We start from the raw sequence: 26,429 nt of genomic DNA, 5'->3' as shown, positions 1-26,429 counted from the left end.
CGAAAGGCAAGCCGTTTTTTTATGCCTCGCCCCCTAACGCCCTGAGCCCCTTCGCCCAAATCTGCCGCGTCCGTAAACCGACCATCGCCCGCCAGTCCGGATCCGCCGGATAAAACTGCTCCAGCAGATTCAACTTGATCGCCCTCCCCGTCGCATCCAGCGGATCGCCATGCAGATGCAGCCAGTGATCGTCGCGCAGATAACGATGCACGTCCGGCCCCGGATAAGTCCCGCACTCGATCACGAACGGCATCAGTTGCACATTCGACAACGCGTTGAGCAACGCCTGCGAGGTGTAACCGGTAGCGGTTGCCGCGACACCGGTTTCGCTCAGGGTTTCGGCGCCGGTGTGCAGCGTGTAGAGCCACGGGCCGTAATCGATTGCGCTTGGGCCAGTGCTGGATACGGCGCTTGGGTAATCGTCAGCAGCATCGGATGCCCGTACTCACCGGCGCCGGTGTGCAGGTCGAAACACATCACGGTTTCAGCGCCGGCCAGATGATTCTCGATGATGGAATGCAACGTGCGATTCGACCAACTCGGCGCGAGCCCGCCGAAGAACAATCCGTCGGGATGACTGTGCTGACCGCCCTCGACAATCGACATCACCGCCGGCCAGCCGTGCTCGGCAATTTGCGCATCGAGCAAGGCATCAGCCTTTTGTCGCTCGGGGCCGTTAAAATCGGTGCAGGCGTAGATTTCATGCAGCGCCGCGTAAGCACGGTTGTCCGGAAGCGGTCGGTTGAAATCCAGGTGATTGCGGTTGAGGTCAATATTGTCTTCATTGACCCGCCGCAGCCACGCCGTGCCCCACGGGTTGATCAGGTGAACCATCACGACCGCGACATCCTTCGGCAGCGACTGCGGCGTGAAATGCTTCAGCCAGTCGATCTGGCACTCCGAACCATAATAACCCTCAACACCGTGGGTGCCGCTGAGCGCCACCAGGCGCCGCTTGGCCGCTGGATCCCCCAGCACCGCGACATCGGTACTCAAAGACTCGCCAAACGGCCCATTGAGCGGATGCGCGTACGAAGAGAGCGTGGCACCCGCCACCTTCGCGGCAGCAAGAAAGCGCTCGCGCTGTTCGCGATAGCTGGGCTGTGTCGGAAATGCGTTGTGCATGACGGCCTCTTGTTGATTGTTCTGGCTTCACTATTGGCTCTGACCCTACAGAAAATTCGCCAAGGCATGAAGGACAAACACACCGATGGTTTGCGTCCTGCACGGTCGGCCGATACAGTCCGTCAGACTTTTATCCCACGGACGGAGAGCCCCGCGTGCTTCCAGCCCTTTCCCTGAACCGCTTTCGTCTGCCCGCCCTGACACTGATCGTCAGCGCCATTGCCCTTACGGCCTGCAACGCACCGCCCTCCTCGACCCTGCCGCTGGCGCCGGAAGCCGCCTCCGGCTACCGCACCGGCCTGCAAGCCAGCCACGCCGAGAAACACATGGCCGCCGCTGCCAATCCACTGGCCGCCGAAGCCGGTCGCGAGATGTTGCGTCAGGGTGGTTCCGCCATCGATGCCGCCATCGCAATGCAAGCCGTGTTGACCCTGGTCGAGCCGCAATCCTCGGGGATCGGTGGTGGCGCGATGATCGTGCTGTGGGATGGCAAGCAAGTGCGCACCTATGACGGTCGCGAAACCGCACCGGCCGGCGCGACCGAGAAGCTGTTTCTAAACGCTGACGGCAAACCGATGCCGTTCCCGCAGGCGCAGATCGGCGGGCGCTCCGTCGGCACGCCGGGCGTGATGCGAGCGCTGGAACTGGCGCACAAAAAGCACGGCCGCTTGCCGTGGGCCAAGCTGTTCGAACCGGCGATCAAACTCGCCGAGCAGGGCTTTGCGATCTCCCCGCGCCTGCATTCACTGCTGGAATCCGATCCGGAGATACGCCGCTCGCCAGACATGGCCAAGTACTTTCTGAACAGCGACGGCAGCGTCAAAGCCGTCGGCACTCGCTTGCAGAACCCGGCGCTGGCCGCCGTGCTCAAGCGCATCGCCAACGAAGGCGCAGACACCCTGTACAAAGGCCCGATCGCCGAAGAGATCGTGGCCAAGGTTCAGGGCCACGCCAATCCCGGCAGCCTGTCGCTGACCGACCTTCAGCACTATCAGGCCAAGGAACGCGCGCCCCTGTGCACCGACTACAAGCGCTGGCAGGTGTGCGGGATGCCGCCGCCATCATCGGGCGGGATTGCGGTGGCGCAGATTCTCGGCACCTTGCAGGCGCTGGAAACGCGCGATCCGCGTCTGGCCCTGACGCCGCTCAAGCCTGCGAAGACCGATAAACCCGCCGGCATCGAACCTGCACCGCAAGCCGTGCACCTGATCGCCGAAGCCGAGCGTCTGGCCTACGCCGACCGCGCGCAATACGTAGCCGATACCGACTTCGTGCCGGTACCGGTCAAAGGCCTGGTCGATCCGGGTTACCTGGCCAGCCGCGCCAGCCTGATCAGCGAACGCAGCATGGGCAGCGCCAAACCCGGTACACCGCCGGGCATACAGGTTGCCTATGCGCCGGATCGCTCGCCGCTGCGCATTTCCACCTCACAAGTGGTGGCCGTGGATGACTTCGGTGGCGCCGTGTCGATGACTACCACCATCGAAGCAGCGTTCGGCTCGCACCTGATGGTTCAGGGCTTCCTCCTCAACAACCAGATGACCGACTTCTCGTTCATCCCCGAAGAGAACGGCCAGAAAGTCGCCAACCGCGTGGAACCCGGCAAACGCCCGCGCTCATCGATGGCGCCGACCCTGATCTTCGACCGCAACAGCGGCGAGTTCGTCGCCACCGTCGGCTCTCCGGGCGGTTCGCAGATCATCGAATACGTGGCCAAAACCACCGTCGGCCTGCTCGACTGGAACCTCGACCCGCAAAGCGCCATCAGCCTGCCCAACTTCGGCAGCCGCAACGGCCCGACGGAACTCGAACAAGGCCAGTTCAGCCCGACGCTGATCCAGGCACTCAAGGACAAGGGCCACACCGTCAGCGAAATCGACATGACCAGCGGCACCCAGGCCATCGTGCGGGTCAAGGATGCTGCGGGGAAGGCAACGCTGTCAGGTGGGGCAGATCCTCGGCGCGAAGGAGTAGCGTTGGGGGATTGAATCAACGCTGCCAACTGAAAAAGGCTTACCGAGAGGTAAGCCTTTTTTGTATGTCCATGAATCCAATTCGGCTAATTCACGCTGCCTTTTCCTACACCGGAAAAATGCTGTCCGGGATAGAGTTTTCATCCACTGAATTCACTCACACCCCCTTTCCCTCCACTGCCGACAGCATCGGTAAAAGTCATCAATTGACACCAACCATTTGTCCAGAATTCACCGACAGACTTGCAGCAGTCCCACAGCGGGACTAGGATCACGCCATGAGAATCATCGCCATCAGTCAGCTAAAAGTCTTTTGGGAACGATATCCGGAGGCAGAGCAGCCATTGCTGGCATGGATAGACGAAGCAAGAAAGGCAAGCTGGAAAACACCTGTGGATATCAAGTCACAGTTTGCTTGCGCCAGCATTCTGAAAAGCCGAAGAGTTGTGTTCAATATAAAAGGCAATTCCTATCGCCTGATTGTCGCCGTGGCGTACCGCTTTGGCGCGGTGTACATAAAATTTGTCGGCACTCACAAACAGTACGACGCAATCGACGCTGATACCGTCGAAATGGAGTAACCCATGAACATACGTCCGATTCATACCGAAGAAGACTACCGTGCGGCACTCAAAGACGTGTCCGTTTTTTTCGAGAATGAGCCAGAGCCCGGCACACCTGAAGGTGATTACTTCGACATCATGATCACCCTTATCGAAGCCTATGAGGCCAGGCACTTCCCACTCGACCTGCCCAACCCGATTGACGCCATAAGGTTTCGGATGGAGCAGTCCGGGCTGTCAGCAGCCGATCTCGCTCCTGCAATTGGCCGGACAAACCGCGTTTATGAGGTTCTGAATGGCAAACGCGCGCTGACGCTTCCCATGATCTGGAAACTTCACGATTTGTTCGGTATTCCGGCAGAGAGTTTGATCAAACCCATGAAATCGGTCTGATAAAAAACAGCCATGCAGGCACCTCAACATCTATTGCTCACCCTGAATTCCCCACCCTCCAACTGAAAAAGGCTTACCGAGAGGTAAGCCTTTTTTGTATTGCAACATCCGGCCATGACTTGTCATTCAGCGGCGCTCAAACCTCGAGCATCTTGCCATCCACCGGATCGCCAATGGTCAGGAAATGTCCACCGGCCACATGGTGCAGCGTGCGCAGGCCGTCATGCCCTTCAAAATGCCAGCGTCCATCGCTGAAGACCCGCGAATCAGCCTGCGCCGCGATCACCTCGGCCAGGAACAGATCGTACTGTTCATGATTGCGCGGCTCCGGCAGCAACCGGCATTCGAGCCAGGCCACGCAACCGTCCAGCATCGGTGCCTCAACCTGTTCACCAGCGAAAGTCTGCAGGCCATAAGCCTGGAACTTGTCCTGACCTTGATCGCGATTGATTTCCAGGCCCGAGGTCGAACCGACAGTCTGCACAATGTCGGCCTGATGCACACAAGGAACGTTCAGAACAAAGGTGCCCGACGCCTCGAGCAGTTGCCGGGTCCAGGTGGATTTGTCGAGGACCACCGCGACTTTCGGCGGTTCGAAATCCAGCGGCATGGCCCACGCAGCAGCCATGATGTTGCGCTGCCCGTCATGGGCGGCGCTGACCAGCACGGTCGGCCCGTGATTGAGCAAGCGGTAGGCTTTGTTCAGGGGAACCGGGCGACGGAAGGACTCGCTCATGGGATCTGCTCCGGGAAAAAGAGCCGATTGTAGCGGGATAAAAACAACGAAGGGATTGCCGTGGGCAATCCCTTCGCCTGGCAGGCATCAGCTGGATAGCTGGTTGGCGAACTGGCCGACTGCATCCACCACTTTCTGCGCGCCGTCCTGAATCTCGACAATCACCGTACCCGCCTCCGCCGCCAGCGCCAGCCCCTGTTCGGCCTGTTGTTTGCCGTCGGTCATCAGGGCCACGGCGTTGCGCGCCATGTCCTGGTTCTGGCGCACCACACCGACGATTTCCTCGGTCGCCTGGCTGGTGCGCGAGGCCAGTTGCCGCACTTCGTCGGCTACCACGGCAAAGCCTCGGCCCTGCTCACCCGCGCGTGCGGCTTCGATGGCAGCGTTGAGCGCCAGCAGGTTGGTCTGTTCGGCAATGCCGCTGATGGTCTTGACGATGGTGCCGATCACCTGGGATTGCTCGTTCAGCGCCTCGATACCCTCGCCGGCGGTCTGCATGTGCTTCGACAGATCGCGCATCACATTGACCGCTTCGGTCACCACACGGGTGCCACGCTGGGCGGTGCTGTCGGTTTGCAGGGACGTGCTGTAGGCGATATTGGCGGCATCGGCGACGGCCTGCTCCTGATTGACCTGATCGGTGATCACCGTGGCGAACTTCACCACTTTGTAGAGTTTTTCGTTGGCGTCGAGCACCGGGTTATAGGAGGCTTCCAGCCAGACGACACGACCATGGCTGTCGAACCGCTTGAAACGGCCGGCAACGAATTCGCCGTTATTCAGGCGACGCCAGAAGTTCTGGTACTCGGCGCTGTTGTACTCCTCCGGCTCGCAGAACTGGCGGTGATGTTTACCCTTGATCTGCGCCAGGCTGTAACCCATGCCCTGCAGGAACCGGTCGTTGGCACTCAGTACGTTGCCGCTGAGGTCGAACTCGATCACGGCAGTCGAACGCACCAGCGCGCCGATCAGGTTTTCGTGTTCGCGGGAGGCCTCGATGGTGCGGGTCAGGTCGCTGGAGAAAATCGAGAAATGCTTGATCCGGCCATCCGATGAGCGAACCGGTTGGACGATGGAGCGCAACCACGCCTCTTCGCCGTTACCGCGTGAAAGGCGCACAGCGCCAGCGAAATGCTCACCACGGGTCAGAGCGGCCTTGAAGCGGTGATGAAACTCGTCCGACTTCACATGGGCCGGCACGATGTCTTCGATGGCGCGGCCGATCAGGTCGTGGCTCTTGTAGAGCATTTCGTTGAGGAAGTTCTGATTGACCGACTGAATCCGTCCGTCGGGCTCAAGGGTGAGCACCAGCATCTCGCTTTCCAGGCTCTCCTTCACTTGCAGAAGGCTGGAGAGTTCTTCACGAAGAGCCGCCAGCTCTTGCTTCAGGCGTTTGTTGAACATGGGAAAGCACCGATGGACTGGATGGATAGCGGGTATGCAGCCTAACCATCGGCCTTGGAAATCTTTTCTGAAGAGCGCGCGAGGCTTGTCCTACAAAAATAGTTAAGCCTCGACAACTCAGGCGGTGCCGGCCACCGGACACGGCTCCGCGCGCGGCATCCGCGAGCCGAAATACGCTGCACTGACGACGCCCACCGCGCCCATCACCGCGCAGAACATCACGCAGATCCACGGGCTCCATGGCATCAGACCGATCAGCAGCAACGGCGTGAAACTGGCCCAGGCGGCGTAGGCAATGTTGTAGGTGAAGGAGATCCCGGAAACGCGGATCCGCGCCGGGAACAGGCTGACCATCACTGACGGCACCGCACCGACCACGCCACAGCACAGCCCGGCGATGGCGTAGGCCAGACCGATCCAGTCCCCGCCGCTGATCAGGCAGGTGTAAAGCAGGCCGATCCCCAGTGGCAGCAACAGACTGTAGAGCATGACCGTGCGCCACGCGCCGATGCGATCGACCAGTCGACCGGCGATCACGCAGCCGATGTTCAGGAAAACAATGCCCAGCGCACTGAGCGCAAAAGTGTGGCCGGCAGTCATGCCGAAGGTCTTCTGCATCATGGTCGGGGTGATGACCACGAACACCACTACCGCCGAGGTCAGTACGCAGGTCAGCAGCATCGCCGGCAACATGGCCAGTCGATGATCGCGCAGCACGGTGCGCAGCGGGAGTTCGACCCGCGCCTCGCGTTGCGCCTCCATGGCCATGAACACGGGGGTTTCGCTCAGCCAGCGGCGCAGCCAGACGCCGATCACGCCAAACACGCCGCCGAGCAGGAACGGATAACGCCACGCGTAATCGAGCACTTCGGCCGGGGTGAACACTTGCGCCAGGAAGGTCGCGGTCAACGCGCCGATCAGATAACCGAAGGTCAGCCCCGCCTGCAGAAAGCCCAGGGCATAACCGCGATGGCCGGCCGGCGCATGCTCGGCCACGAACACCCAGGCGCTCGGCACTTCACCACCCACCGCCGCGCCTTGCAGGATGCGCAGCGCCAGCAGCAACAGCGGTGCGAAATAGCCGATCTGCGCGTAGGTCGGCATGATCCCGATCAGCAGGCACGGCAGCGCCATCATCAGGATGCTCAGGCTGAAGACTTTCTTGCGCCCCAACCGGTCGGCGAAATGCGCCATCAGAATCCCGCCCAGCGGGCGCGCCAGATAGCCGGTGACGAAGATCCCGAAGCTTTGCAGCAGGCGCAGCCACTCGGGCATTTCCGGCGGGAAGAACAACTGGCTGAGGGTCAGGGCGAAGAACACGAAAATGATGAAATCGTAGATCTCCAGCGCCCCGCCCAGGGCCGCAAGGCCGAGGGTCTTGTAGTCGGAACGGCTGAACGGCGCCGGTCGGGCAGTGGAATGGGCAGTCATGGCAAAGAACTCTGGCAGGCAAAAAACCAAGGCGCCCATGGTCTACGCAAACGGGCCGCCGGACAACCCGTTAGACCATAGTCCTGATTGCTGCAAAACACGCTCACAAAAATCCGCCGTTGATTTACTGTTGGCACCTGTCCAGACGGGCCGTCCAGGCCCTGAAGACCACAATAAACATAAAAATCCGAGGTACTCCCGTGGCCGTTGATATCGAAGATAGCCGCTCTGCGCGCTTTGCCTTGCGCTGTTCAAGTTTTGCCGAACGCTGGTTTCCCGACTCCTGGGTATTCGCCGCGCTGGCGGTGATCATCGTCGCGCTGGCGACCCTGGCCATGGGCGCCAGACCCACTGACGCCGCCATGGCCTTCGGGGACGGGTTCTGGAGCCTGATCCCGTTCACCATGCAGATGGCGTTCGTGGTGATCGGCGGGTATGTCGTGGCCAGTTCGCCGCCCGCCGTGAAATTGATTGATCGCCTGGCGCGGATCCCGAAGAACGGTCGCTCGGCCGTGGCGTGGGTCGCGCTCATTTCGATGGTCGCGTCCTTGCTCAACTGGGGCCTGTCGCTGGTGTTCGGCGGTCTGCTGGTGCGCGCCCTCGCCCGCCGCACCGATCTGAAAATGGACTATCGCGCCGCTGGTGCCGCCGCCTACCTTGGCCTCGGCGCCGTGTGGGCGCTGGGCCTGTCGTCGTCCGCCGCGCAGTTGCAGGCCAACCCGGCCAGCCTGCCGCCGTCGATCCTGTCGATCACCGGGGTGATTCCGTTCACCCAGACGATTTTCCTCTGGCAGTCGGGCGTGATGCTGCTGGCACTGATCGTGATTTCGATCATCATCGCCTACGCCACCGCGCCCGGCCCGAACTCGGCACGTGACGCCAAGGCCTGCGGCATCGACCCGGCCTTCAACCTGCCGCCGCTGCAACCGCGCACCCGTCCCGGCGAATGGCTGGAACACAGCCCGCTGCTGATCATCCTGCTGGTGCTGCTGGCGGCCGGATGGCTGTTCCACGAGTTCTCGACCAAACCGGCGATCACCGCGATTTCCGGGCTCAACACCTACAACTTCCTGTTCATCATGCTCGGCGCGTTGCTGCACTGGCGTCCGCGCAGCTTCCTCGACGCAGTGGCGCGCGCCGTGCCGACCACCACCGGGGTGCTGATCCAGTTCCCGCTGTATGGCTCGATTGCCGCGCTGATGACCACGGTCAAAGGCACCGATGCCCAGACCCTGGCCCATCACATCTCGACGTTCTTCGTCAGCATCGCTTCCCACGACACCTATGCATTGCTGATGGGTGTGTACTCGGCGATTCTCGGTTTCTTCATTCCGTCGGGCGGCGGTAAGTGGATCATCGAGGCGCCGTACGTGATGCAGGTGGCCAATGATCTGAACTATCACCTTGGCTGGGCGGTGCAGATATACAACGCCGCCGAAGCCCTGCCGAACCTGATCAACCCCTTCTACATGCTGCCGCTGCTGGGCGTTCTGGGGCTGAAGGCGCGGGATCTGATCGGTTTCTCGTTCGTGCAATTGCTGGTGCACACGCCACTGGTGCTGGTGTTGCTGTGGGCGCTGGGCACGACCCTTTCCTATCTCCCGCCCGTGATGCCATAAACGATGGCGACAGGGTGCCGGCCCCGGCGCCCTGTCTTTCTCTTCAACAAAATCACCCGAACGAACCGTTCTGCGGTTGCCTGTCGCAAATAATGGCTCAGAGCCATCATCTTTCTTTACCGCGCCACTGCCTCGGTAATATTCTTGCGCGCCAATATCTGTTTCATTTTTTGTCTGAGCGCAAAGGGAGTTCGTTGCAATGATCGTCGGGATTGACCTGGGAACCACCAATAGCCTTGTTGCCGTATGGCAGGGCGATGCCACTGAGTTGGTGCCCAATGCCCTGGGCCAGTTCCTGACACCCAGCGTGGTGGGTCTGGACGATCAGGGCCGGATTCTGGTCGGACAAGCTGCCCGCGAACGCCTGCACACTCATCCGCGTCTGACCGCGTCGCTGTTCAAGCGCCATATGGGCAGTGCGACGGAGGTCTACCTCGGGGATAAAAAATTCCGTCCAGAAGAACTGTCTGCGCTGGTGCTCAAGAGCCTGAAAGAAGACGTCGAGCGCACCTACGGTCAAGCCGTCACGGAAGCCGTGATCAGCGTTCCGGCCTATTTCAGCGACGCCCAGCGCAAGGCCACGCGCATCGCCGGTGAGCTGGCGGGCCTGAAAGTCGAAAAACTGATCAACGAACCCACCGCCGCCGCACTCGCCTATGGTTTGCATCAACGGGACAAGGAAACTTCGTTCCTGGTGTTCGACCTGGGCGGCGGTACGTTCGACGTGTCGATTCTCGAACTCTTCGAGGGTGTCATGGAAGTGCGCGCCAGCGCCGGTGACAACTTCCTCGGCGGCGAGGACTTCGACAATGTGCTGCTCGAGCACTTTATCGATCAGCATCGCAACGTGTCGGACTTCCCCGAGCGCTCGACCATCCTCCAGCCGCTGCGCCGCGAAGCCGAGCGTGTGCGCCGCGCACTGGGCCAGGACGCCAGCGCCGAATTCAGAGTGCAGGTCGGCGAAAAGCAATGGATCCAGACCATTACTCAGGCGCAAATGGCGACGCTGTACATGCCGTTGCTCGAACGCCTGCGCGCGCCGATCGAACGGGCCCTGCGCGACGCACGCATCCGCGTCAGCGACCTCGATGAAATCCTGTTGGTCGGCGGCACCACCCGCATGCCACTGGTGCGCAAACTGGCTGCCGGGCTGTTCGGCCGCTTCCCGTCGATCAGCCTCGATCCGGATCAAGTGGTCGCTCAGGGCGCGGCGATTCAGGCAGCGCTCAAGGCCCGTTCGGCCGCGCTGGAAGAAGTGGTGCTCACCGATGTCTGCTCCTACACCCTGGGGATCGAGACCTCCACTCAGGTCGGTCGCCAGTATGAAAGCGGTCATTACCTGCCGATCATCGAGCGCAACAGCATCGTCCCGGTCAGCCGGGTGAAAACCGTGCAGACCCTTCACGACAATCAAGAACAGGTCGTCGTCAAAATCTTTCAGGGCGAAAGCCGTCTGGTCAAAGACAACGTGGCGCTCGGCCAACTGGACATCAAGGTGCCCAAGCGCAAGGCCGGCGAAGTCGAGCTGGATGTGCGCTTCACCTACGACAACAACGGCTTGCTCGAAGCCCAGGTCAGCATTCCTCTGACCGGTCAGCAGCATTCGCTGGTCATCGAGAACAACCCCGGCGTGCTGACGCCCGAGGAGATCCAGCAACGCCTGCAAAGTTTGGCGCAACTGAAGATCCATCCGCGCGAGCAGCAAGTGAACACCCTGCTCAGCGCACGGCTGGAACGTCTGTATCAGGAAAGCCTGGGCGACCTGCGCGATCAGATCGGCTACTGGGCCAAGCAATTCCAGCAAGCGCTGGATTCCCAGGACGAGCGGCAGATCCGCGAAACCCGTACCGAACTGAGCAAGCAGTTGAGCGCCCTCGACCGCAGCCCCTGGCAGTAAGGAAGCACGACATGGAATGCTGGTCTGTCCTGCAACTGCCCGAAGACGCCGGGCTGCGTGATATCAAGCGCAGTTACGCGCGTCTGCTGAAAGTCTTCCGGCCTGATGAAGATGCCGCAGGCTTCCAGCGCCTGCGCGAGGCTTATGAACGCGCACTGTCGATTGCCCAGTGGCGCCTTGAAAACGAAGAGACCGAAGAGCACGACGACGTCATCCTAGCCCCGGGGATCGCCGCGCTGGCGGTACAAGAGCTGTCCATGGCCCAGCCACTGCAGAAAACCGGGACCGATGCGTGGGATTACCCTGCGGCGCTGTTCGAACCGGTGGCCCCGGCCGCGCCCGAAGCACCGCTCGAGTCGCCGATCTTGCGGGTACAGTCCCTGAATCCGGAGCCTCTTAACCTGGAACCCGAGCAGCCGACTGCCGACCCGGCCATTGAAGCCGCATCGCAATTGCTGAACGGCCTCTCGGACACCAATCTGGACCAGCGCTGGGAGCAAGCGCGCCAGCAGGATTGTGCGCAAGCGTTCCAGGAACTGTTGCTGACGTTGTGCTTCGATCAGCCCGCCCTGCGCCTTTCGATTGCCCGCTGGGCGGTACAGCACCTGGGTTGGCTGGGCCCGTGGCAGGAAATCGTCATCGGCGACGGGCAGCGCAGCATTCTCGCCAACGAACTGCTGGCCGATTATCGACAATCGCTGGAAACGCTGCTCGCCTCGCAAAACGAGCGTGAATTTCTCGCCCTGCTCAAGACTTACACGGCCCAACCCTGGCTCCAGGTGTTCGACCGTCGGGAACACTGGCAGCAGATCGTTCTGCAATTGCTGCAGGACACAGAGTGGAGCGTGCCGCTGTTCGACCGAGTGTCCCAGTTGTTTGGCTGGGACGACACCAAGGGCATTCATCCGCAACCGGACTGGCTCTGGCAGGAGATGATCGAGCGCTGCAATCAGGAAAGCCTCTACGACAATCTGTGCGCCCGGGCCGAAGATCAGCGCAACGGGTCGCCCGATGCGCTGGCCGCACGGATGCTGATCAGCCCGATGAAGCCGCGGCAACACAAAGACATGACCGACCGCTTCATTCCGGCGGACTGGCAGGCCTGCCAGCAGTTGTCGGAAACCCTCAAGTGGCGTTTCCCTGACCTGCTCGCCCGTCTTCCGTACGCCGATGTTTTCTACTGGCGACGGTTTCTGCCGCGCTACATCGCCGCCGAAACCTGGATGCAGTCATGGGCGGCGATCGCGCTGGCGCTGTGGCTGTTCTATCTACCCGCCGAGCACAAGACCACGGCGATGAGCATCGTCATCCCGCTGGCCTTCGCCTGCGTTCCTGTCTGGTTTTTCCGGATCGGCCTGAGTTATTGGTTTCTGATCAGCGCCCATTTGATCGTTCAGGATCTGTGGTTGACCGAAAAGATCATTCCACGCCGATGGAACCCTGACACCCGCTGGCTCGTGCTGCGCCATGGCGTGCCGCAAGCCGTCATGATCCTGCTGTTCTCGGTCATGCTCGGCGGCCTGGGGGCCTTCACCTATATCGGCGTGATTCTGATCGGGCTCTGGCACAAGCGACGTATCGGCACGCTCGACCCGGAGTTCAGCGACAAGCACCCATGGCTGACCGCGCTGCACTGGGCGCATTTCAGCCCGTTGCAATTGCTGTTTCTGGTGGTCATGACCGGCGTGATTCTTGCCAGTCAGCTTGGTTATTCGCTGAAACACCTGTTCCCCGGCTAGGCTAGACGCGGGCCGGATTGCCCTCCACCAAGGTTTTACCCTCGCTGAAAAGGATCTGAGCATGTTGAAACTCGCAGGCCTCACCCTCGCGGCGCTCACGTTGAGCGCCGCAGCCCACGCCGATGTCGACCTGAAACTGGGCAGCACCGAACGCGTCACCCGCCTCTTCGCCTACCCCAACAATTGCAGCGTGATCTGCTTTCGCAACTGGACGCTGGAGCAGACCGTCGCCCATTACCTGAGCCAGAGCGTGCAGCGCGACGGCTACACCAACGCCAAAGTGCTGGTGAAAAACGACAACGATCAGCTCTATGCCGAAATCAGCGGCGTACCACAGGGCTACGACAAACCGCTGACAGCGCTGCTCGACGCCGGCGATCTGGCCTACAACGGCGCCAGCAAACTCAATGCCGACGGCAAATGGTCGTACAGCTGGTATCTGTTCCTGCCACTGGGCATGGCCCTGGAAAACCGCAAAAGTGTCGAGCTGCTGCACTTCCCGCCGGATTACTCGCTGACCCAGGCCCAGGATTACCTGCGCTCGAACACCACCGACCGCTGGGCCGCGCTGCTGGCCGACAATGGCATCCCCGCCGACCAGACGCCGGCCTACCAGACCATCATCGACATCGCCCCGATCGCCGCGCCCGCCAGCGCCGGCAAGGATCTGGAAGGCGTGTACGACTACTTCAAGGATTACCAGACCACCATGGTCAGGCAGGTCAGCCAGAACGCCAGCGGCGTCGTGCTGCCGATGGTTGCCTTTGGTGCGCCAGTGCGTAACTGGATCAAGCAGCAATACGGTGCGACCGTGAATGTACTGGGCCTGGCGACCATCAGCCCGAGCGCGGGGGTGAACGTACCGGTGCTGGGTTCCAACCACCCGAGCTACATCTGGTACGCCGCCGACCCGAGCAACTACACCGGCGACGATGCCCAGGCCAAGGCCGATGCGGCCGGTCTGAAGGTGATGGGACAAGACTTGAGCGCTGCCTGCTGGCAGGCCGGAATGGGCAGCAAACCGGGCACCGATCCGAAGACACTGCTCAACAGCTGCACCCAGACCTGGCAAGTGACGCAGAAAGCCAAGACCTGCGAGCTGTTCTACACCACGATCCGCAACGAGACCGTGGCACAGGCGGACAAAACCTGTTCGACCGCACCGGTCAAATCCCAACTGCAACAGCTGAAAAGCCCATTGCCGGACATGGCCGCGCCCGCCGCCCACCTCTGAACGAACGTGCGACGTTCCCGTGTCAGCCTCGGCTGACTCGGGAAAGCGTCTATTTCGCCTGTCAGATCTGACAGTAGACCGCTAGTGTGATTTACGGGATCTTGGATCCAATCATTGTGTTGCAGGACTGACAGGACGTCAGCCCAGGGAAGTCGCGACACCGAGCCAACAGGGAGCGTTATGAACACTTACGCATTACCGGGTAAACCGGCACGCGATACCGAGGGCATTTATCCTTTTGCCGGACTCCCCGTCCGCCTGGGATTTCCGTCGAAGCAGGATTTCGAGATTGTTCACGATCCCGAAGGCGTGGCCACCGCTGTCATAGCGTGCCGGGCATTTATGCGTATCACCCGAATGTGCCGGTTTTCGGGCCAGTTGCTGCCCTATCGCTGCCGACAGACTCGGCAACTGCTGGCCGGCATCCATCTGTACGATCCGCGTTTTTGCGGGGCAATCGAGCATTGTTGCGACCCGAACACCTTTCTCGACATGAGCGAGTTATGGCTGTGGGCATTGCGCGACATTGTCGCGGGAGAACGGCTGACGGTGGATTACACCGCCACCGAAGACAAACTGCTGCGGCAGTTCGCCTGCGGTTGCGGGTCCTCGCGCTGCCGTGGGTGGATCACCGGTTACGACGAATCACCCAATCTTGAAGGCCAGCGCTATTTGCTCAGCTGGCGGCGACAAGGTTTACGCTGAACGACCGGTCAAGGCGCGCCGACCGGACGTAAACGGTACTGCGGCGGCAATTGCTCGAAACCGCTGATCGTGGTGTTCAGACTCTTCCAGCGACCATCCTTGATGCCGTAGATGCAACCGTGGATCGACAGGCTCTGCCCGCGATGCCAGGCGTTCTGGATGATGCTGGTGTGGGCGACGTTGGCCACTTGCTGAATCACGTTGAGCTCGCACAGACGATCGACCTGTTCCTCTTCGGTCGGCAGCCTGGCCAGTTCTTCGCGTTTCTCGTAGTACAGGTCACGGATCGAACGCAGCCAGCCATCGATCAGGCCGAACTGACGATCCTGCATCGACGCACGCACACCGCCGCAGCCGTAGTGTCCGGTCACCAGGATATGTTTGACCTTGAGCACGTCCACTGCGTACTGGATCACCGACAGGCAGTTGAGGTCGGTGTGCAGCACCACGTTGGCGACGTTGCGGTGAACGAACAGATCGCCCGGCAGCATGCCGACGATTTCATTGGCCGGAACCCGCGCATCGGAGCAGCCGATCCACAAGTATTCAGGCGTCTGCTGGCGAGCCAGTTTGGCGAAGAAATCCGGGTCTTCCTTGGTGATCGCGTCAGCCCAACGCTCGTTGTTATCAATCAGGTCTTGTAAGTCATGCATGCTGTAAGGCCTCAAGAAAGATGCGCTGGTATGACAGTCGACCGCCCGTCGGGGTCACGCACGGATCGCTGGTGATTTGCTTTGAATTCTCGCGCACCCGGTGAGTCCACCTCAGTAAGGCCCACAGAATGAGGATTTGCCATGACTGATTCACGACGTCCCCTCGATGCGGTGCAACCGGAGCCCATCGATAATAACGAAGACCGCATGGGGTCGGTGCACGAGCTGGATTTCGACGATGAAGAGCCCAGTGCGAAGATCGGCGATGAACTGCCTGAACGCGAGCGCGAACAGTTGATGCCACGCGAGCGCGTGCGCGAAGCCGGTTTGACTGGGGCATCGACCGCCGATCATGAGCCTACCGACGACGACCTCAGCCCGGAAACCCTGATCCGTGAGGACGGTGCCCGGGATGCCCGGGAACTCGGCGAAGGCGATCAGGCCGATTGGGATTTGAGCGTGGTCGACGAGGACGACATCGGCGGCGGCAATGGGCTGGATGAAGCGGAACTGGCGCGCCGCGATCCGCTGGATGGCAACCGCTGATTGTATTGCCTGACAGGACGCCATCGCGGGCAAGCCCGCTCCCACAGAGATCCGGGTCGTACTCAAATTATGTATACGACACCAGAACCTGCGGGAGCGGGCTTGCCCGCGATGCTTTAACGTTTTAATCGACCAATGTGCAGGCCATGACCACGGCATCTTCACGCCCACCGACCGCCGGGTAGTAATCCCGGCGCCGGCCGATCTCGTTGAAGCCATAGCGCTCGTACAGGCGAAAGGCCGACGTGTTGCTGTCGCGCACTTCCAGGAAACATTCCCGGGCATCGGCGGCGTAGGCGCGGGACATCAGGTATTCGAGCAAGGTCAACCCCAGCCCGCGCCCCTGGTTTTCCGGCTTGACCGTGATGTTGAGCAGGTGCGCCTCATCGAGAATGATCTGCACCACCCCGTGGCCCACCTGCTGCTCTCCTTCGAACATCAGCCAGATCTGGTACTTGCCCAGGCCGTCGAGAAAAATCCCGCGAGTCCATGGATGGCTGTACGCGGCGAATTCAATCTTCAGCACAGCGTCCAGATCCGCCTCGGTCATCGGGCGAAACGATACAGCGTCACTCATTCGATTCTTTCCAGCGCGCCATCAGCCGACGCATGGCTTGCCACACGGCGGCCTTGCGCTGTGGCTCATCCATCAACAATTCCAGCCCCGGCACGGCCCACGCCAGGCCAAGACCCTCGATTTGCAATTCAGTGTTGAACGCCTCGGCATCCGCCTCACCGGCAAAGCGCACCGCCGGCAGGCCGATCAGCCACAGGCAGGCGCACGGCGCCGCCTCCATCTGCACCGACAGGAAACCCTGAACGAAATCCCGGGCCGCTTCAGGGCCCTGATCCATCGTGCCGCGGTTCAGCCAAGGCCAGCGCACCGGCTCACCGACAATCTGCGGCGCGTCCGGCAGACCGGCGGCACGCAGCATGTCCTTGAGTAACAGATAGGCAGGATCGCGGGACTGGAAGGCTTCGCCTGTGGGTAACTCCACCAGCAGCAGGCAACGGCCGGCGCGCAGCAATTGCAGGGCAAAACGCGGTGGCGGCACCGGTGCCGGCTTGGCCACCACGGGTGTTTCGTCGACTTCTTCGACCGGTATGGCGCCCGTGCGGGTGCTGGCCAGCGAAGGTCGCGGAACTTCGATTTTCGGCCGTTCGACCGGACGCGCGGCCGGCTGCTCCGGCGCTTCGGCCGGGGTGGCCGGGATCACCGGCGCAGCAATCTCGGGCTCGGGCATGTCCAGCAGCTCGGGCCGCGACGGCGCGGCAAAGGGCAATTCGGTGCGCGGCAGCCAGTTGACCACCTGCATGGCGTTCAAATAGGCGCGGCGGCGGGACTCGATTAGCAAGGGTCGGCCACTTGTGGATAACTGAAGTGCGCTGATTCTACCGCCCTTCGCTCAAGATCGCGCGCTGTTGATCGATAGTCTTGACCGATACCTTGACGCAAAGAAAAGCGACAGCCCGTCCCGAGAGTGAATCGCATCCTTCGTGATGCAGTACAATCGCGGCTTTTAATCGCCAACCAGCCGGCCATTCCGATGATCGAACCCAAGCGCGTCTTGCGCGCCCTCGCTGAACACTGGGCACTTCTGGAGCCACTGTGCGAGCACTTCGACCAGGGCACCCTGAGCCTCAACGAACTGCGCACGCAACTGGCCGCCCAACAACTGGACAGCACGCCGCAGGACATCACCAGCCTGCTCGACGTGTGGATCCGCCTCGACATTCTGGTTCCCGTGGCGAAAAGCCCGAACCGTTTCGAACTCAATGCGCAGATTCACGACTTTCTCGCCTACCTGCGCCGCGAACACCGTCTGGGCCTGTGCCTGGAAATCGAAGCCTACCTGCGCCACCTCGAACGTCTGGCCGGTTACATTCAGGATGCATTCGACGTCCGCGACGGCAATGATCTGGCCCGCCAGTTGCGCCTGCTCGACATGCGCGTGCGCGACGTTCTGAAGAAACTCGACAACGACGAACAGGCGCTGGTGGCCGTGGCCGAACGGGCCAAGACCAGCGACCGGCAGATTCCGCTGCGTCAGCGTTACGCCGAAGTACTGGCGACGTGGGACGAATACGTCGAGCCGATGATCGATCTGGTGAACGCCGACGGCGCTTTCGAGCAAGGCGTGCGCAAGGTCGAAACCGTATTGCTGAAGATGCTCAGCGAACAGCAGCGCCTCGGCCATCTGGTCGATGACGACATGCTGCTGCGCACCCACGCGCGCATACTCGAAATGCAGACCAGTGCCCAGCTGACCTTGCGTCACGCTCGGGAATTGCTGCTGCCGCTGCGTGAAGAAGCCCGCCGGCACAACGCCGTGACCCGTGGCGCCGCCCTCGCCCTCGCCGCGATCCGCCGGAAAGGCATCGACGCCGTGCCGCAAGCCGCGATGCCGCTGTTCACCCGGCCGCAAAGCACCTTCCTCGGCAGCGCCAGTCAGGTCGAAGCCTACGTTTACGCCCTGGCCCGTTTCGAGCCGAAACCGGCGCGTTTTCCCAAGGCGCACAAATCGCAGAAGACCGGCGATGCCCCGCGCGCACCGCGCACAGTGCGCGAGATGGTCGACCGCTGCGAAGAATCCCTGCCGATGCCGGACCTGATGACCTGGCTGCTGGAGCAGGAACCGGACGGCGCTACCGACGAATTGCTGTACTGGTTCTCGCGCCTGTCGCGGGAAAAACGCTTCAAGCGCGAGCGTCTGGAACGCCGCGAATACCACACTCACGAGCACCAGGTCAGCCTGCGCTCCTTCGCCCTGCTCTCGGCCGCCGACACCGCCGCCGAGGATTCTGCGAGCATCCCCAATGCATCTTGATCTATCTGAACTGTCGCAACTCGCGCCGATCTTCCGCGAGCTGTTCAAGGGTTACCACGTCAGCCGCCGCGACCCGGAGCTGTACGCGCAACTGTCGAATTTCCAGGACCAATACCGCACGCTGTTCAAGGCACTGGGCTTCGAACTGGTCTGCGACACCCGTGGTTTCTATTACTTCGTGCCGGACATGGCCGCAGCGGCGGTGAACAAGACTGCTCAGCGTCTGGCGCTGTTCACTTTCATCCTGGTCGAGCATCTGGCCGATCAGGGCCGCGACCCGATCGCCGTACTCGACGGCGGCAGCCTCGGCCGCGAAGAACTGCCGTCGCTGCTGGAAAAGTACCGCGACCTGTTCATCCAGGCCGAAGTGCAGACGGTTGAAGAGCTGGAAGAAAAAATCATGCGCCGCATGACCCAGCTCGGTTTCGCCAGCGAGGAAAACGGCGTGTACCGTTTCCTGCCGCCGATGCACCGGTTCCTCGACGTCTGCCTGTCGGTTCAGCAGGACCGCGATCTGGCGGCCAGCGTGCACAGCGTTCTGCCGCTGCCGGCACCGGTGCTGATCGACGAAGAAGCCGAGGCGAAATTCCTCGCCACCGACGACCCGCTCGATCTTTCCGAATTTGATGAAGAGAGCGAAGAAGACGCACTGGCCCGCGCCATTGCCGAAGAACAGGAGTCCGACGCATGAGCCAGGAACGCTACGGCATCCGCCGCTTTGCCCTTTTGAACACCGCCGGTTACAGCCTTGGCCTGTTCCCGCTGGAAGAACCGCTGTCGGTCTACGGCGCGAACAACCTCGGTAAATCCGCCTCGATCAACGCCTTGCAGTTCCCGATCCTGGCGCGCATGTCGGACATGAGTTTCGGCAAATACAGCCTGGAACAATCCCGGCGTTTCTACTTTGCCTCCGACACCAGCTACATCCTCGTGGAAGTGAACCTGCCCCACGGCCCGCACGTGATCGGCGTGGTCGGTCGCGGCCCGGGTGGCGGTTTCGGTCACCAGTTCTTTGCCTACGCCGGCAAACTCGACCTGGCGCACTACCAGAAAAACGACACCTGCCTGCGCCAGAAGGAGCTGTTCAGCAACCTTGAGAAAGAAGGCCTGAAAGCCTACGAACTCAAGCCGGATGAACTGCGTCGCTTGCTGGTTGGCGGTCATACGTCGATCCCGCTGGATCTGACCCTGATCCCGCTGCGCTCCACCAGCGAGCAGAGCCTGAAAACCTTCCGTGCGCTGTTCATCAACCTGCTGCACATGCGCGAAATCACCGCAGCCAAGCTCAAGCAACTGTTCCTCGATGCTTTCGAACACAGCCTGCGTTCCGGCAGCGTCGATTACATCGCCGCGTGCGAAGAAGCCTTCCGCGACGTGCGGCGCATGGAACAGGACTACAACTCGCTGGTGGCGGCCGGCCCGTTGGTCGAAGCCTTGTCCAACGGCGTGAAACAGCGCGATGTACTGCGCGGCAAACTGCATCGCCTGTCGCCGCTGCTCGACTCGTTGCTCGGCACCTGGTCGGACTACGCCACGGCGCGCAAGGAAGAGCTGACCATCCAGGCCGAGCACTACCGTCGCGAGCAGGACGATCTGCAAAACGATCAGCGCGGTGGCACTCAGGAACTGATGCGTCTGGAACGGGAAATCTCCGGCATCCAGCGCTGGCTCGGCGAGTTGTCCGTTCTGAAGAACCGCTTCGCCCTGGTCGATGACGTCAAAGTCCTGGAGCAGCAACTGCTGGCGGCCAAGGACGCTCACGACGAACTGGCCGGTGCGCTGGCGCAGTCTCGTCAATTCAGTGCCGAGGATCTCGAAGAACGTCTTCGCGATCTGGAAAAACGCCTGAAGTCGGTGAAGCAGCAACTCGATCACGCCGACAACAACAGCTACGCCCGTCTGCGCGAAGAGTTCTCGCAACAGGACGTCGAGCGCCTGATGCGCCTGTTCAACAGCGCGCTGTTCAGCCTGCCGCTGGGCGAACACGGCATCACCCTCGACGACGATGGCGAATGGGTGAAATCGGTCGAGCTGATCCTCGACGGCTTCAAGGGCGAGCGTTTCGAAGTGCCGGGCCTGTCGATCGACATCTCGCACATCGAGCCGCCGGCGCTGCAAGCGCTGGCCGACCGTGCCGCGCTGCGCGATCAGAAAGAACGTCTGGAAAAAGAGCTCAAGCAACTCAAGACCCAGCAAGCCGTGGCCGCCGACCGCGCCGCGAGCAAGACCCAGACCGAAGCGCTGTACCAGCAGGTGCTGGATGCGCAGAAGGCGCTGGAAGATTTCCGCCGCACTCAGACCCTGAGCGCCGAAGAAAGCGACAAGCTCGAGCAACTGGCGCAGATGGAAGCCGCGCAGGACGAACTCAAGCGCTCCAGCGACGCGTTCACCGAGCGCGTCCAGCAACTGTCGGCCAAGCTGCAACTGGTCGGCCGGCAAATTGCCGATATGGAAGCCAAGCAACGCACCCTCGACGATGCCCTGCGTCGTCGTCAGCTGCTGCCGGCGGATCTTCCGTTCGGTACGCCGTTCATGGATCCGGTCGACGATTCGATGGACAACCTGCTGCCGCTGCTCAACGACTATCAGGACAGCTGGCAAGGCCTGCTGCGCGCCGACGGGCAGATCGAAGCGTTGTACGCGCAGGTGCGCCTCAAAGGCGTGGCCAAGTTCGACAGCGAAGACGACATGGAGCGCCGTCTGTCGTTGCTGATCAACGCTTACGCGCACCGCACCGACGAAGCCCTGACCCTGGGCAAGGCGCGTCGTGCAGCGGTCACCGATATCGCGCGGACCCTGCGCAACATCCGCAGCGACTACGACAGCCTCGAGCACCAACTGGCGCTGTTCAACCGCGAGATCAACAAGCGTCAGGTGTCCAACCTGCAGAGCTTCCGCATCGTCCTTGCGCCGAACAAGGAAGCGCTCAAGCACATCGACCAGATCATCCACAGCGCCGGTCAGTACGAAGAAGGCGAAACCCTGTCGGTGTTCGACCTGAGCCAAAGTGCGGAACAGGACAACAAGAACGAAGAAGCCAAGGAATACCTGGCGCGGCTGGTGGCGGCGAACCACAACCAGCTCGGCCTCAAGGACTTGTTCGAACTGGCGTTCGAGATCACCAAGGTCAACGGCCAGCCGGTGATCCACACCGACATCGATGGCGCGGCGTCCAACGGCACGACGATGACCATCAAGGCGCTGACCAACATGTACCTGTTGCTGCACTTGATGGACCGCGATCTGGCCGGTCGCGTGCGCCTGCCGTACTACCTCGACGAGGCAGCAGACATCGACGAGAAGAACCAGGCAGCGCTGCTGGAAACCAGCCTGCAACTGGGCTTCGTGCCGATTCTGGCGAGTGTGAAGCCGCAGGTCTGCGCCAGTGTCGCCATCGACCTGGAAGGCGGCAGTGGCCCGGCCGGGATCTACATCGACGAGGCCGACTGGAAGTACATCCGTCGCCACGATGTGGTGAAGGCCACCGTCAATGTCGAAGCGGACGAGCCGGAGCTGGATGCGGTTTGATGCGTAACTGACGGGCACAAAAAAGGGCCGCGTTCCATTGGATCGCGGCCCTTTTTTATGTCTTGGAATTTTGTGCTGAATGACAGGACCTCTTCGCGGGCCAGCCCGCTCCCACAGGGATTGATGTCTTACACAAATTTGTATTCAACACAAAAACCTGTGGGAGCGGGCTTGCCCGCGAAGGCGTCCTCAACAACGCCCCATATTTCCCGGATTATTTACCGAGGGGGATTTTCGGTGCCCAGTTCAGCCACTCGTCTTCGAACTTGTCGAACAGCGGGAAGGTTTGCTCGGCGCGCGCGGGGTTACCCATCTGCTCGCCGTCCGGCGTGGCGAAGGCAATGCCGCCCTGAATCGCTGTCTCAAGCGACTCCGTGCGCACCGTTACGCCTTTGAACAGGCCGATGTCGAAACCGACGCCGCTGGTGTTCCAGAAGCGACTGCCGCTGCGCACCAGTGGCGCGTATTTCGGTTCGATCAGGATGTGCACCAGTACGCGATCCGCTGTCTGGCCCAGTTCGTAACCGGTGACTTTACCTACGGTGATCTCACGGTAAGTCACCGGAACACCTGGCTTGAGCGAACCGCGACGGGCAGCGCTCAACACAAGGCTCAAGCCTGCCTCCTGCTTGGTGACTTCCGGCGGATTGGCCAAGGCCACGAAGTTCTTCTGCGGGCCGAGGTTCTTGGCTGCCGGTTGCACTTCGATGTACTGACCGGTGACCAGGGTCTCCAGGTTCGAGGTCTTGATCAGCCCCAATTCCGGTTTGACCACCCAGAACTGGCTGCCAACCCGGGCAATCTTCTCCGGCACTTCAGTGATGCGCGCGGTGAGGATGACCGATTGCAGATCATCGGTCAGGTCGACACTTTCGATCTTGCCGACGTCCAGGCCTTTGAAGCGAACCGGGGTGCCGCTGCGCAGACCGTCCGCACGATCCACCTTGATGGTGACGACGGCGCCTTTCTGATTCGCTTCATCATGGCTGGCGAACAGACGGAAGCGCGGGATACGTTTTTGCAGCGGCGCTTTGGCTTGCGGCGTTTCGAAGGCGATGCCGCCCGCCATCAAGGTCTGCAACGATTCACTCTTGACCTGAATGCCGCCGGTCAAACCGCCGGTCAGCGTGACGCCGCTGACGTTCCAGAACCGGGTCGAGGCGTTGACCAGGTTTTCGTATTCCTTCTCGATGTGGACGCCGATCACCAGTTGCTTGCGGGTCTTGGAGAACTGATAGCTCTGCACCGAACCGACCTTGACCTGCTTGTAGAGGATCGGGCTGCCGACATCGATTGAACCGAGGGTATCGGTGAACAGCACAAGGTGCAGGCCGGGTGAGCGCAGATCCAGCGGCGGCGCTTTTGGTCGGGCTTCGAATTCACGTTGCGGAGCGCCGCCCTTGTCGCCCGGGCGCACGGCGATGTAGTTACCTTTTACCAGTGCTTCCAGACCGGTGATGCCGGCCAGGGAAATCGACGGTTTGACCACCCAGAATTGCGTGCCGGTGACCAGATAGTCTTCGGCCAGCGGGTCGAGAGTCAGTTCGGCGGTCGCGCTGGACAGGTCCGGATCGATCTTCAGCGCTTTCAGGTTACCGACCTGAATGCCCTTGTACATCACCGGGGTGCGCCCGGCTTGCAGGCCTTCGAAATCGCTGAGTTTGACCTTTACACGGATGCCGGCGGCGGCCGCATCGAAGTCTTCGTAGAGACGGAACGGCAGGCTTGGATCGGTGGGCGGGCTGTCCTTGCGGTTCTCCGGCGTAGCGAAGGCGATACCGCCGGCGACGATGCTGGCCAGGGATTCGCTGCGCACTTTCACCCCGGACAGGTTGGCGTCGATGCTGATGCCGCTGGCGTTCCAGAAACGGGTGTGTTTGCGCACCAGTTTGGCGTAGGTCGGTTCGATGAACACCTTGAGCTCGACCGTGCTCTGATCTTCCGACAGCACGTAGCTTTTGATCTGGCCGACTTTGATCTGCTTGTAGAACACCGGGCTGCCGCGGTTCAGCGAACCGAGGCGATCAGCCTTGATCGTCAGGTGCAAACCGGGTTTGGAGTCCGACAGCGGAGGCTCTTCGGCCAGGGCCTTGAACTTGCGGGTCGGCTCGCCTTCGCCGGGGCTGATGGCCACGTAGTTACCCGATACCAGGGTTTCCAGGCCGGTGATTCCGGCCAGGGTCACGCTCGGTTTGACCAGCCAGAAACGAGTGCTGGTCTTCAGGTACTGATCGACATCCTTGTTCATCTCGATGGTCGCGATGACACCTTTGGAGTTGCCTTCATCATCGAGCTTGAGTGCTTTCACCTTGCCGACCGGCATGCCTTTGTAGACCACCTCGGTCTTATTGGCTTGAATGCCTTCACCGCTTTCAAACCGCACCTGAATCTCGATGCCGGTTTCGTTATAGGCACGCCAGCCGAGCCAGCCACCGATAATCAGAGCGATCAGGGGCAGCACCCAGATGGCAGACCAGTTCGAAGCCGGTCGGGTTTTCGCTACAGGCAAATCAGTCATGGTCGGCATCCGACTCCGTGTTATCCCAAATCAGTCGGGGATCGAAAGTGACAGCGGCGAGCATCGTCAGAATCACCACACTGGCGAAGGCGATGGCGCCAAGATTGGCTTCGACACTGGCAAGCCGGCCGAAGTTGACGACCGCCACCAGAATGGCGATCACGAAAATATCGAGCATCGACCAGCGGCCGATGAACTCGATGAAGCGGTACATCCAGATCCGCTGACGGGCGGACAAGGGCTGGCGGCGCTGCACGGAAAACAGCAGCAGCGCGATGCCCACCAGCTTGAACGTCGGCACCAGGATGCTGGCAATGAACACCACGGCGGCAATCGGAATCATGCCGTGCTGCACCAGCTGGATGACGCCGGACATGATCGTGCTCGGATCACCCTGCCCCAGTGAGCTGACGGTCATGATCGGCAGTACGTTGGCCGGGATGTAGATAATCGCGGCCGTAATCAGCAGCGCCCAGGTTCGCGCAAGGCTATTGGGCCGCCGAGCGTGAACCAGCGCACCGCATCGGGTGCAGGTCTGCACATCGGTGTCGGTATCCTGCCTGTTCAGTTCGTGGCATTCGGTACAGATCAAAATGCCCGCATCAATCGCCCGCATGGGCATCTTCTCCTGATAACGCCTGCCAGATCTGATGCGGTGACATCACCACTTCGAGCCAGACCTGAACCAGTAACAAGCCGATGAAACATGCCAGACCGAGACCGACGGTGATGGCGGCCATGTCCGCCAGTTTGACGATCGCCACCAGGACGCCCATGAGGTAGACCTCAAGCATGCCCCAGTCTTTGAGGTGGTGATAAATGCGGTAGAGCAGCAGGCCGTAGCTACGACCGATGTTGAAACGGATGGTCAGCAACACGACCAACTGACACAGCAGTTTCAGCAGGGGAATTGCCATGCTGCACAGGAATACGACGACTGAGACACCGCGCATATCGGTATTGAACAGACCGATCACACCGCTCCAGACCGTGTCCTGCGACGATTGCCCGAGAACATTGAGCTGCATGATGGGTAAAAAGTTCGCCGGTATGTAGAGCAACAGCGCGGCAATGACCAGGGCAAGACTGCGCTGCACCACGTTATGACGATGAGCGTAGAGTTCGTAACCGCAGCGTGGGCAGAGGGCTTTTTCGCCGTGAGCAAGCTTGGGCTTGCGCATCAGCAGATCGCACTCATGACAGGCCACCAAGTCATCCAGCGGTAAATCTGACAGCCCGGGGGCGTCAACCGAATCTGACATAAGGGCTCTGGCTCCGAAAAAGTTGGGATCTATTCTAGTGTTCTGATTCGAAAATAACTGTGCAAATTTGTTCGCTGACGCGAGCAAAAACTTTCCTGCAGGCAAAACAAAACCCCAACTGCTTTCGCAATTGGGGTTTCGGAATTTAATCTTGACGATGACCTACTCTCACATGGGGAAACCCCACACTACCATCGGCGATGCATCGTTTCACTTCTGAGTTCGGGATGGGATCAGGTGGTTCCAACGCTCTATGGTCGTCAAGAAATTCGGGT

Annotated in this window: 20 protein-coding genes, 1 rRNA gene and 3 pseudogenes; 12 read left to right on the top strand and 12 right to left on the bottom strand. The window is 60.9% G+C overall.

The annotated features are described in order from the left end of the window. Positions 1-19 precede the first annotated feature (19 nt). Positions 20-1,125 (bottom strand): annotated as a pseudogene (locus CAF77_RS21580) (DUF2817 domain-containing protein). Positions 1,126-1,280: 155 nt separating this feature from the next. Between CAF77_RS21580 and ggt the strand changes: the two are divergent. The 3 genes from ggt to CAF77_RS21565 all read left to right on the top strand — a co-directional run bounded on the left by ggt (position 1,281) and on the right by CAF77_RS21565 (position 4,054). Beyond that, entirely contained in the window at positions 1,281-3,113 is a 1,833-nt protein-coding gene (gene ggt, locus CAF77_RS21575; RefSeq protein WP_064384017.1) for a gamma-glutamyltransferase, read from the top strand. A gap of 263 nt (positions 3,114-3,376) precedes the next feature. Then, positions 3,377-3,679: a type II toxin-antitoxin system HigB family toxin gene (locus CAF77_RS21570; protein ID WP_064378527.1), complete on the top strand. Its 303-nt coding sequence runs from the start codon at positions 3,377-3,379 to the stop codon at positions 3,677-3,679. Between the two features lie 3 nt (positions 3,680-3,682). Continuing rightward, entirely contained in the window at positions 3,683-4,054 is a 372-nt protein-coding gene (locus tag CAF77_RS21565; protein WP_085655268.1) for a type II toxin-antitoxin system HigA family antitoxin, read from the top strand. Between the two features lie 136 nt (positions 4,055-4,190). On the opposite strand, the gene CAF77_RS21560 is transcribed toward CAF77_RS21565, so the two are convergent. The 4 genes and pseudogenes from CAF77_RS21560 to CAF77_RS21550 form a co-directional block, all read right to left on the bottom strand. Next, positions 4,191-4,790, bottom strand: coding sequence for a flavin reductase family protein (locus CAF77_RS21560; RefSeq protein WP_064378528.1), 600 nt, complete (start codon positions 4,788-4,790; stop codon positions 4,191-4,193). A gap of 87 nt (positions 4,791-4,877) precedes the next feature. Further along, positions 4,878-5,309, bottom strand: a pseudogene (locus CAF77_RS29775) (methyl-accepting chemotaxis protein); the annotation flags it as partial. A 156-nt stretch (positions 5,310-5,465) separates the two neighbouring features. Then, a pseudogene (locus CAF77_RS29770) lies at positions 5,466-6,104 on the bottom strand (PAS domain-containing protein); the annotation flags it as partial. A 207-nt stretch (positions 6,105-6,311) separates the two neighbouring features. Further along, positions 6,312-7,625: an MFS transporter gene (locus tag CAF77_RS21550; protein WP_064378530.1), complete on the bottom strand. Its 1,314-nt coding sequence runs from the start codon at positions 7,623-7,625 to the stop codon at positions 6,312-6,314. 200 nt (positions 7,626-7,825) lie between these two features. On the opposite strand from CAF77_RS21550, the gene CAF77_RS21545 reads away from it, so the two are divergent. The 5 genes from CAF77_RS21545 (at position 7,826) to CAF77_RS21525 (ending at position 14,819) form a co-directional block, all read left to right on the top strand. Beyond that, positions 7,826-9,244 carry a short-chain fatty acid transporter gene (locus tag CAF77_RS21545; protein WP_085655267.1) on the top strand — a complete coding sequence of 473 codons (1,419 nt, stop codon included), beginning with the start codon at positions 7,826-7,828 and terminating at the stop codon, positions 9,242-9,244. Positions 9,245-9,443: 199 nt separating this feature from the next. After that, positions 9,444-11,141, top strand: coding sequence for a molecular chaperone HscC (locus CAF77_RS21540; RefSeq protein ID WP_085655266.1), 1,698 nt, complete (start codon positions 9,444-9,446; stop codon positions 11,139-11,141). An 11-nt stretch (positions 11,142-11,152) separates the two neighbouring features. Beyond that, positions 11,153-12,880 carry a J domain-containing protein gene (locus CAF77_RS21535; RefSeq protein ID WP_085655265.1) on the top strand — a complete coding sequence of 576 codons (1,728 nt, stop codon included), beginning with the start codon at positions 11,153-11,155 and terminating at the stop codon, positions 12,878-12,880. 61 nt (positions 12,881-12,941) lie between these two features. Then, positions 12,942-14,114, top strand: coding sequence for a hypothetical protein (locus CAF77_RS21530; protein WP_064378534.1), 1,173 nt, complete (start codon positions 12,942-12,944; stop codon positions 14,112-14,114). Between the two features lie 180 nt (positions 14,115-14,294). Next, on the top strand, positions 14,295-14,819 hold the full coding sequence (locus CAF77_RS21525) for a hypothetical protein (protein ID WP_064378535.1): 525 nt from the start codon (positions 14,295-14,297) through the stop codon (positions 14,817-14,819). An 8-nt stretch (positions 14,820-14,827) separates the two neighbouring features. Here CAF77_RS21525 and can read toward each other — a convergent pair whose 3' ends face one another. Further along, positions 14,828-15,472, bottom strand: coding sequence for a carbonate dehydratase (can, locus tag CAF77_RS21520; RefSeq protein ID WP_011335942.1), 645 nt, complete (start codon positions 15,470-15,472; stop codon positions 14,828-14,830). A gap of 141 nt (positions 15,473-15,613) precedes the next feature. Here can and CAF77_RS21515 point away from each other — a divergent pair, with 141 nt between their 5' ends. Beyond that, positions 15,614-16,018, top strand: a complete 405-nt coding sequence (locus CAF77_RS21515) for a hypothetical protein (protein ID WP_064378536.1) — start codon at positions 15,614-15,616, stop codon at positions 16,016-16,018. 124 nt (positions 16,019-16,142) lie between these two features. Here the strand turns inward: CAF77_RS21515 and rimI are convergent, their stop codons facing one another. Both rimI and CAF77_RS21505 read right to left on the bottom strand, forming a co-directional pair. Continuing rightward, positions 16,143-16,595 (bottom strand): ribosomal protein S18-alanine N-acetyltransferase, encoded by a 453-nt coding sequence (gene rimI / locus CAF77_RS21510; RefSeq protein ID WP_007951758.1) that lies wholly within the window; start codon positions 16,593-16,595, stop codon positions 16,143-16,145. Next, a complete protein-coding gene (locus CAF77_RS21505; protein ID WP_064378537.1) occupies positions 16,588-17,334 on the bottom strand; it encodes a hypothetical protein in 747 nt (248 codons plus the stop codon). Before CAF77_RS21505 ends, rimI begins: the two co-directional genes overlap by 8 nt. 231 nt (positions 17,335-17,565) lie before the next feature. On the opposite strand from CAF77_RS21505, the gene mksB reads away from it, so the two are divergent. Genes mksB through mksF form a run of 3 tightly spaced genes read left to right on the top strand, consistent with a single transcriptional unit; the run spans position 17,566 to position 22,374 of the window. Then, positions 17,566-18,846: an Mks condensin complex protein MksB gene (gene mksB, locus CAF77_RS21500; protein ID WP_170928981.1), complete on the top strand. Its 1,281-nt coding sequence runs from the start codon at positions 17,566-17,568 to the stop codon at positions 18,844-18,846. Beyond that, positions 18,836-19,537 carry an Mks condensin complex protein MksE gene (mksE, locus tag CAF77_RS21495; protein WP_085655264.1) on the top strand — a complete coding sequence of 234 codons (702 nt, stop codon included), beginning with the start codon at positions 18,836-18,838 and terminating at the stop codon, positions 19,535-19,537. The genes mksB and mksE overlap by 11 nt, the downstream gene beginning before the upstream one ends. Next, a complete protein-coding gene (gene mksF / locus CAF77_RS21490; RefSeq protein ID WP_064378540.1) occupies positions 19,534-22,374 on the top strand; it encodes an Mks condensin complex protein MksF in 2,841 nt (946 codons plus the stop codon). Before mksE ends, mksF begins: the two co-directional genes overlap by 4 nt. Before the next feature lie 214 nt (positions 22,375-22,588). On the opposite strand, the gene CAF77_RS21485 is transcribed toward mksF, so the two are convergent. The 4 genes from CAF77_RS21485 to rrf form a co-directional block, all read right to left on the bottom strand. Then, positions 22,589-24,892, bottom strand: a complete 2,304-nt coding sequence (locus CAF77_RS21485) for a PqiB family protein (RefSeq protein WP_064384018.1) — start codon at positions 24,890-24,892, stop codon at positions 22,589-22,591. Further along, positions 24,885-25,508 (bottom strand): paraquat-inducible protein A, encoded by a 624-nt coding sequence (locus tag CAF77_RS21480; protein WP_085655263.1) that lies wholly within the window; start codon positions 25,506-25,508, stop codon positions 24,885-24,887. Before CAF77_RS21480 ends, CAF77_RS21485 begins: the two co-directional genes overlap by 8 nt. Then, entirely contained in the window at positions 25,495-26,154 is a 660-nt protein-coding gene (locus CAF77_RS21475) for a paraquat-inducible protein A (RefSeq protein WP_085655262.1), read from the bottom strand. Before CAF77_RS21475 ends, CAF77_RS21480 begins: the two co-directional genes overlap by 14 nt. Positions 26,155-26,303: 149 nt before the next feature. Further along, positions 26,304-26,419, bottom strand: a 5S ribosomal RNA gene (gene rrf, locus CAF77_RS21470). Positions 26,420-26,429: the final 10 nt, after the last annotated feature.

This window comes from Pseudomonas sp. R15(2017), from assembly GCF_002112685.1.
Taxonomy (GTDB): Bacteria; Pseudomonadota; Gammaproteobacteria; order Pseudomonadales; family Pseudomonadaceae; genus Aquipseudomonas; species Aquipseudomonas glycinae.
The sequence above is the reverse complement of the archived record's forward strand: the minus strand, read 5'-3'. Positions and strand labels throughout refer to the sequence as shown.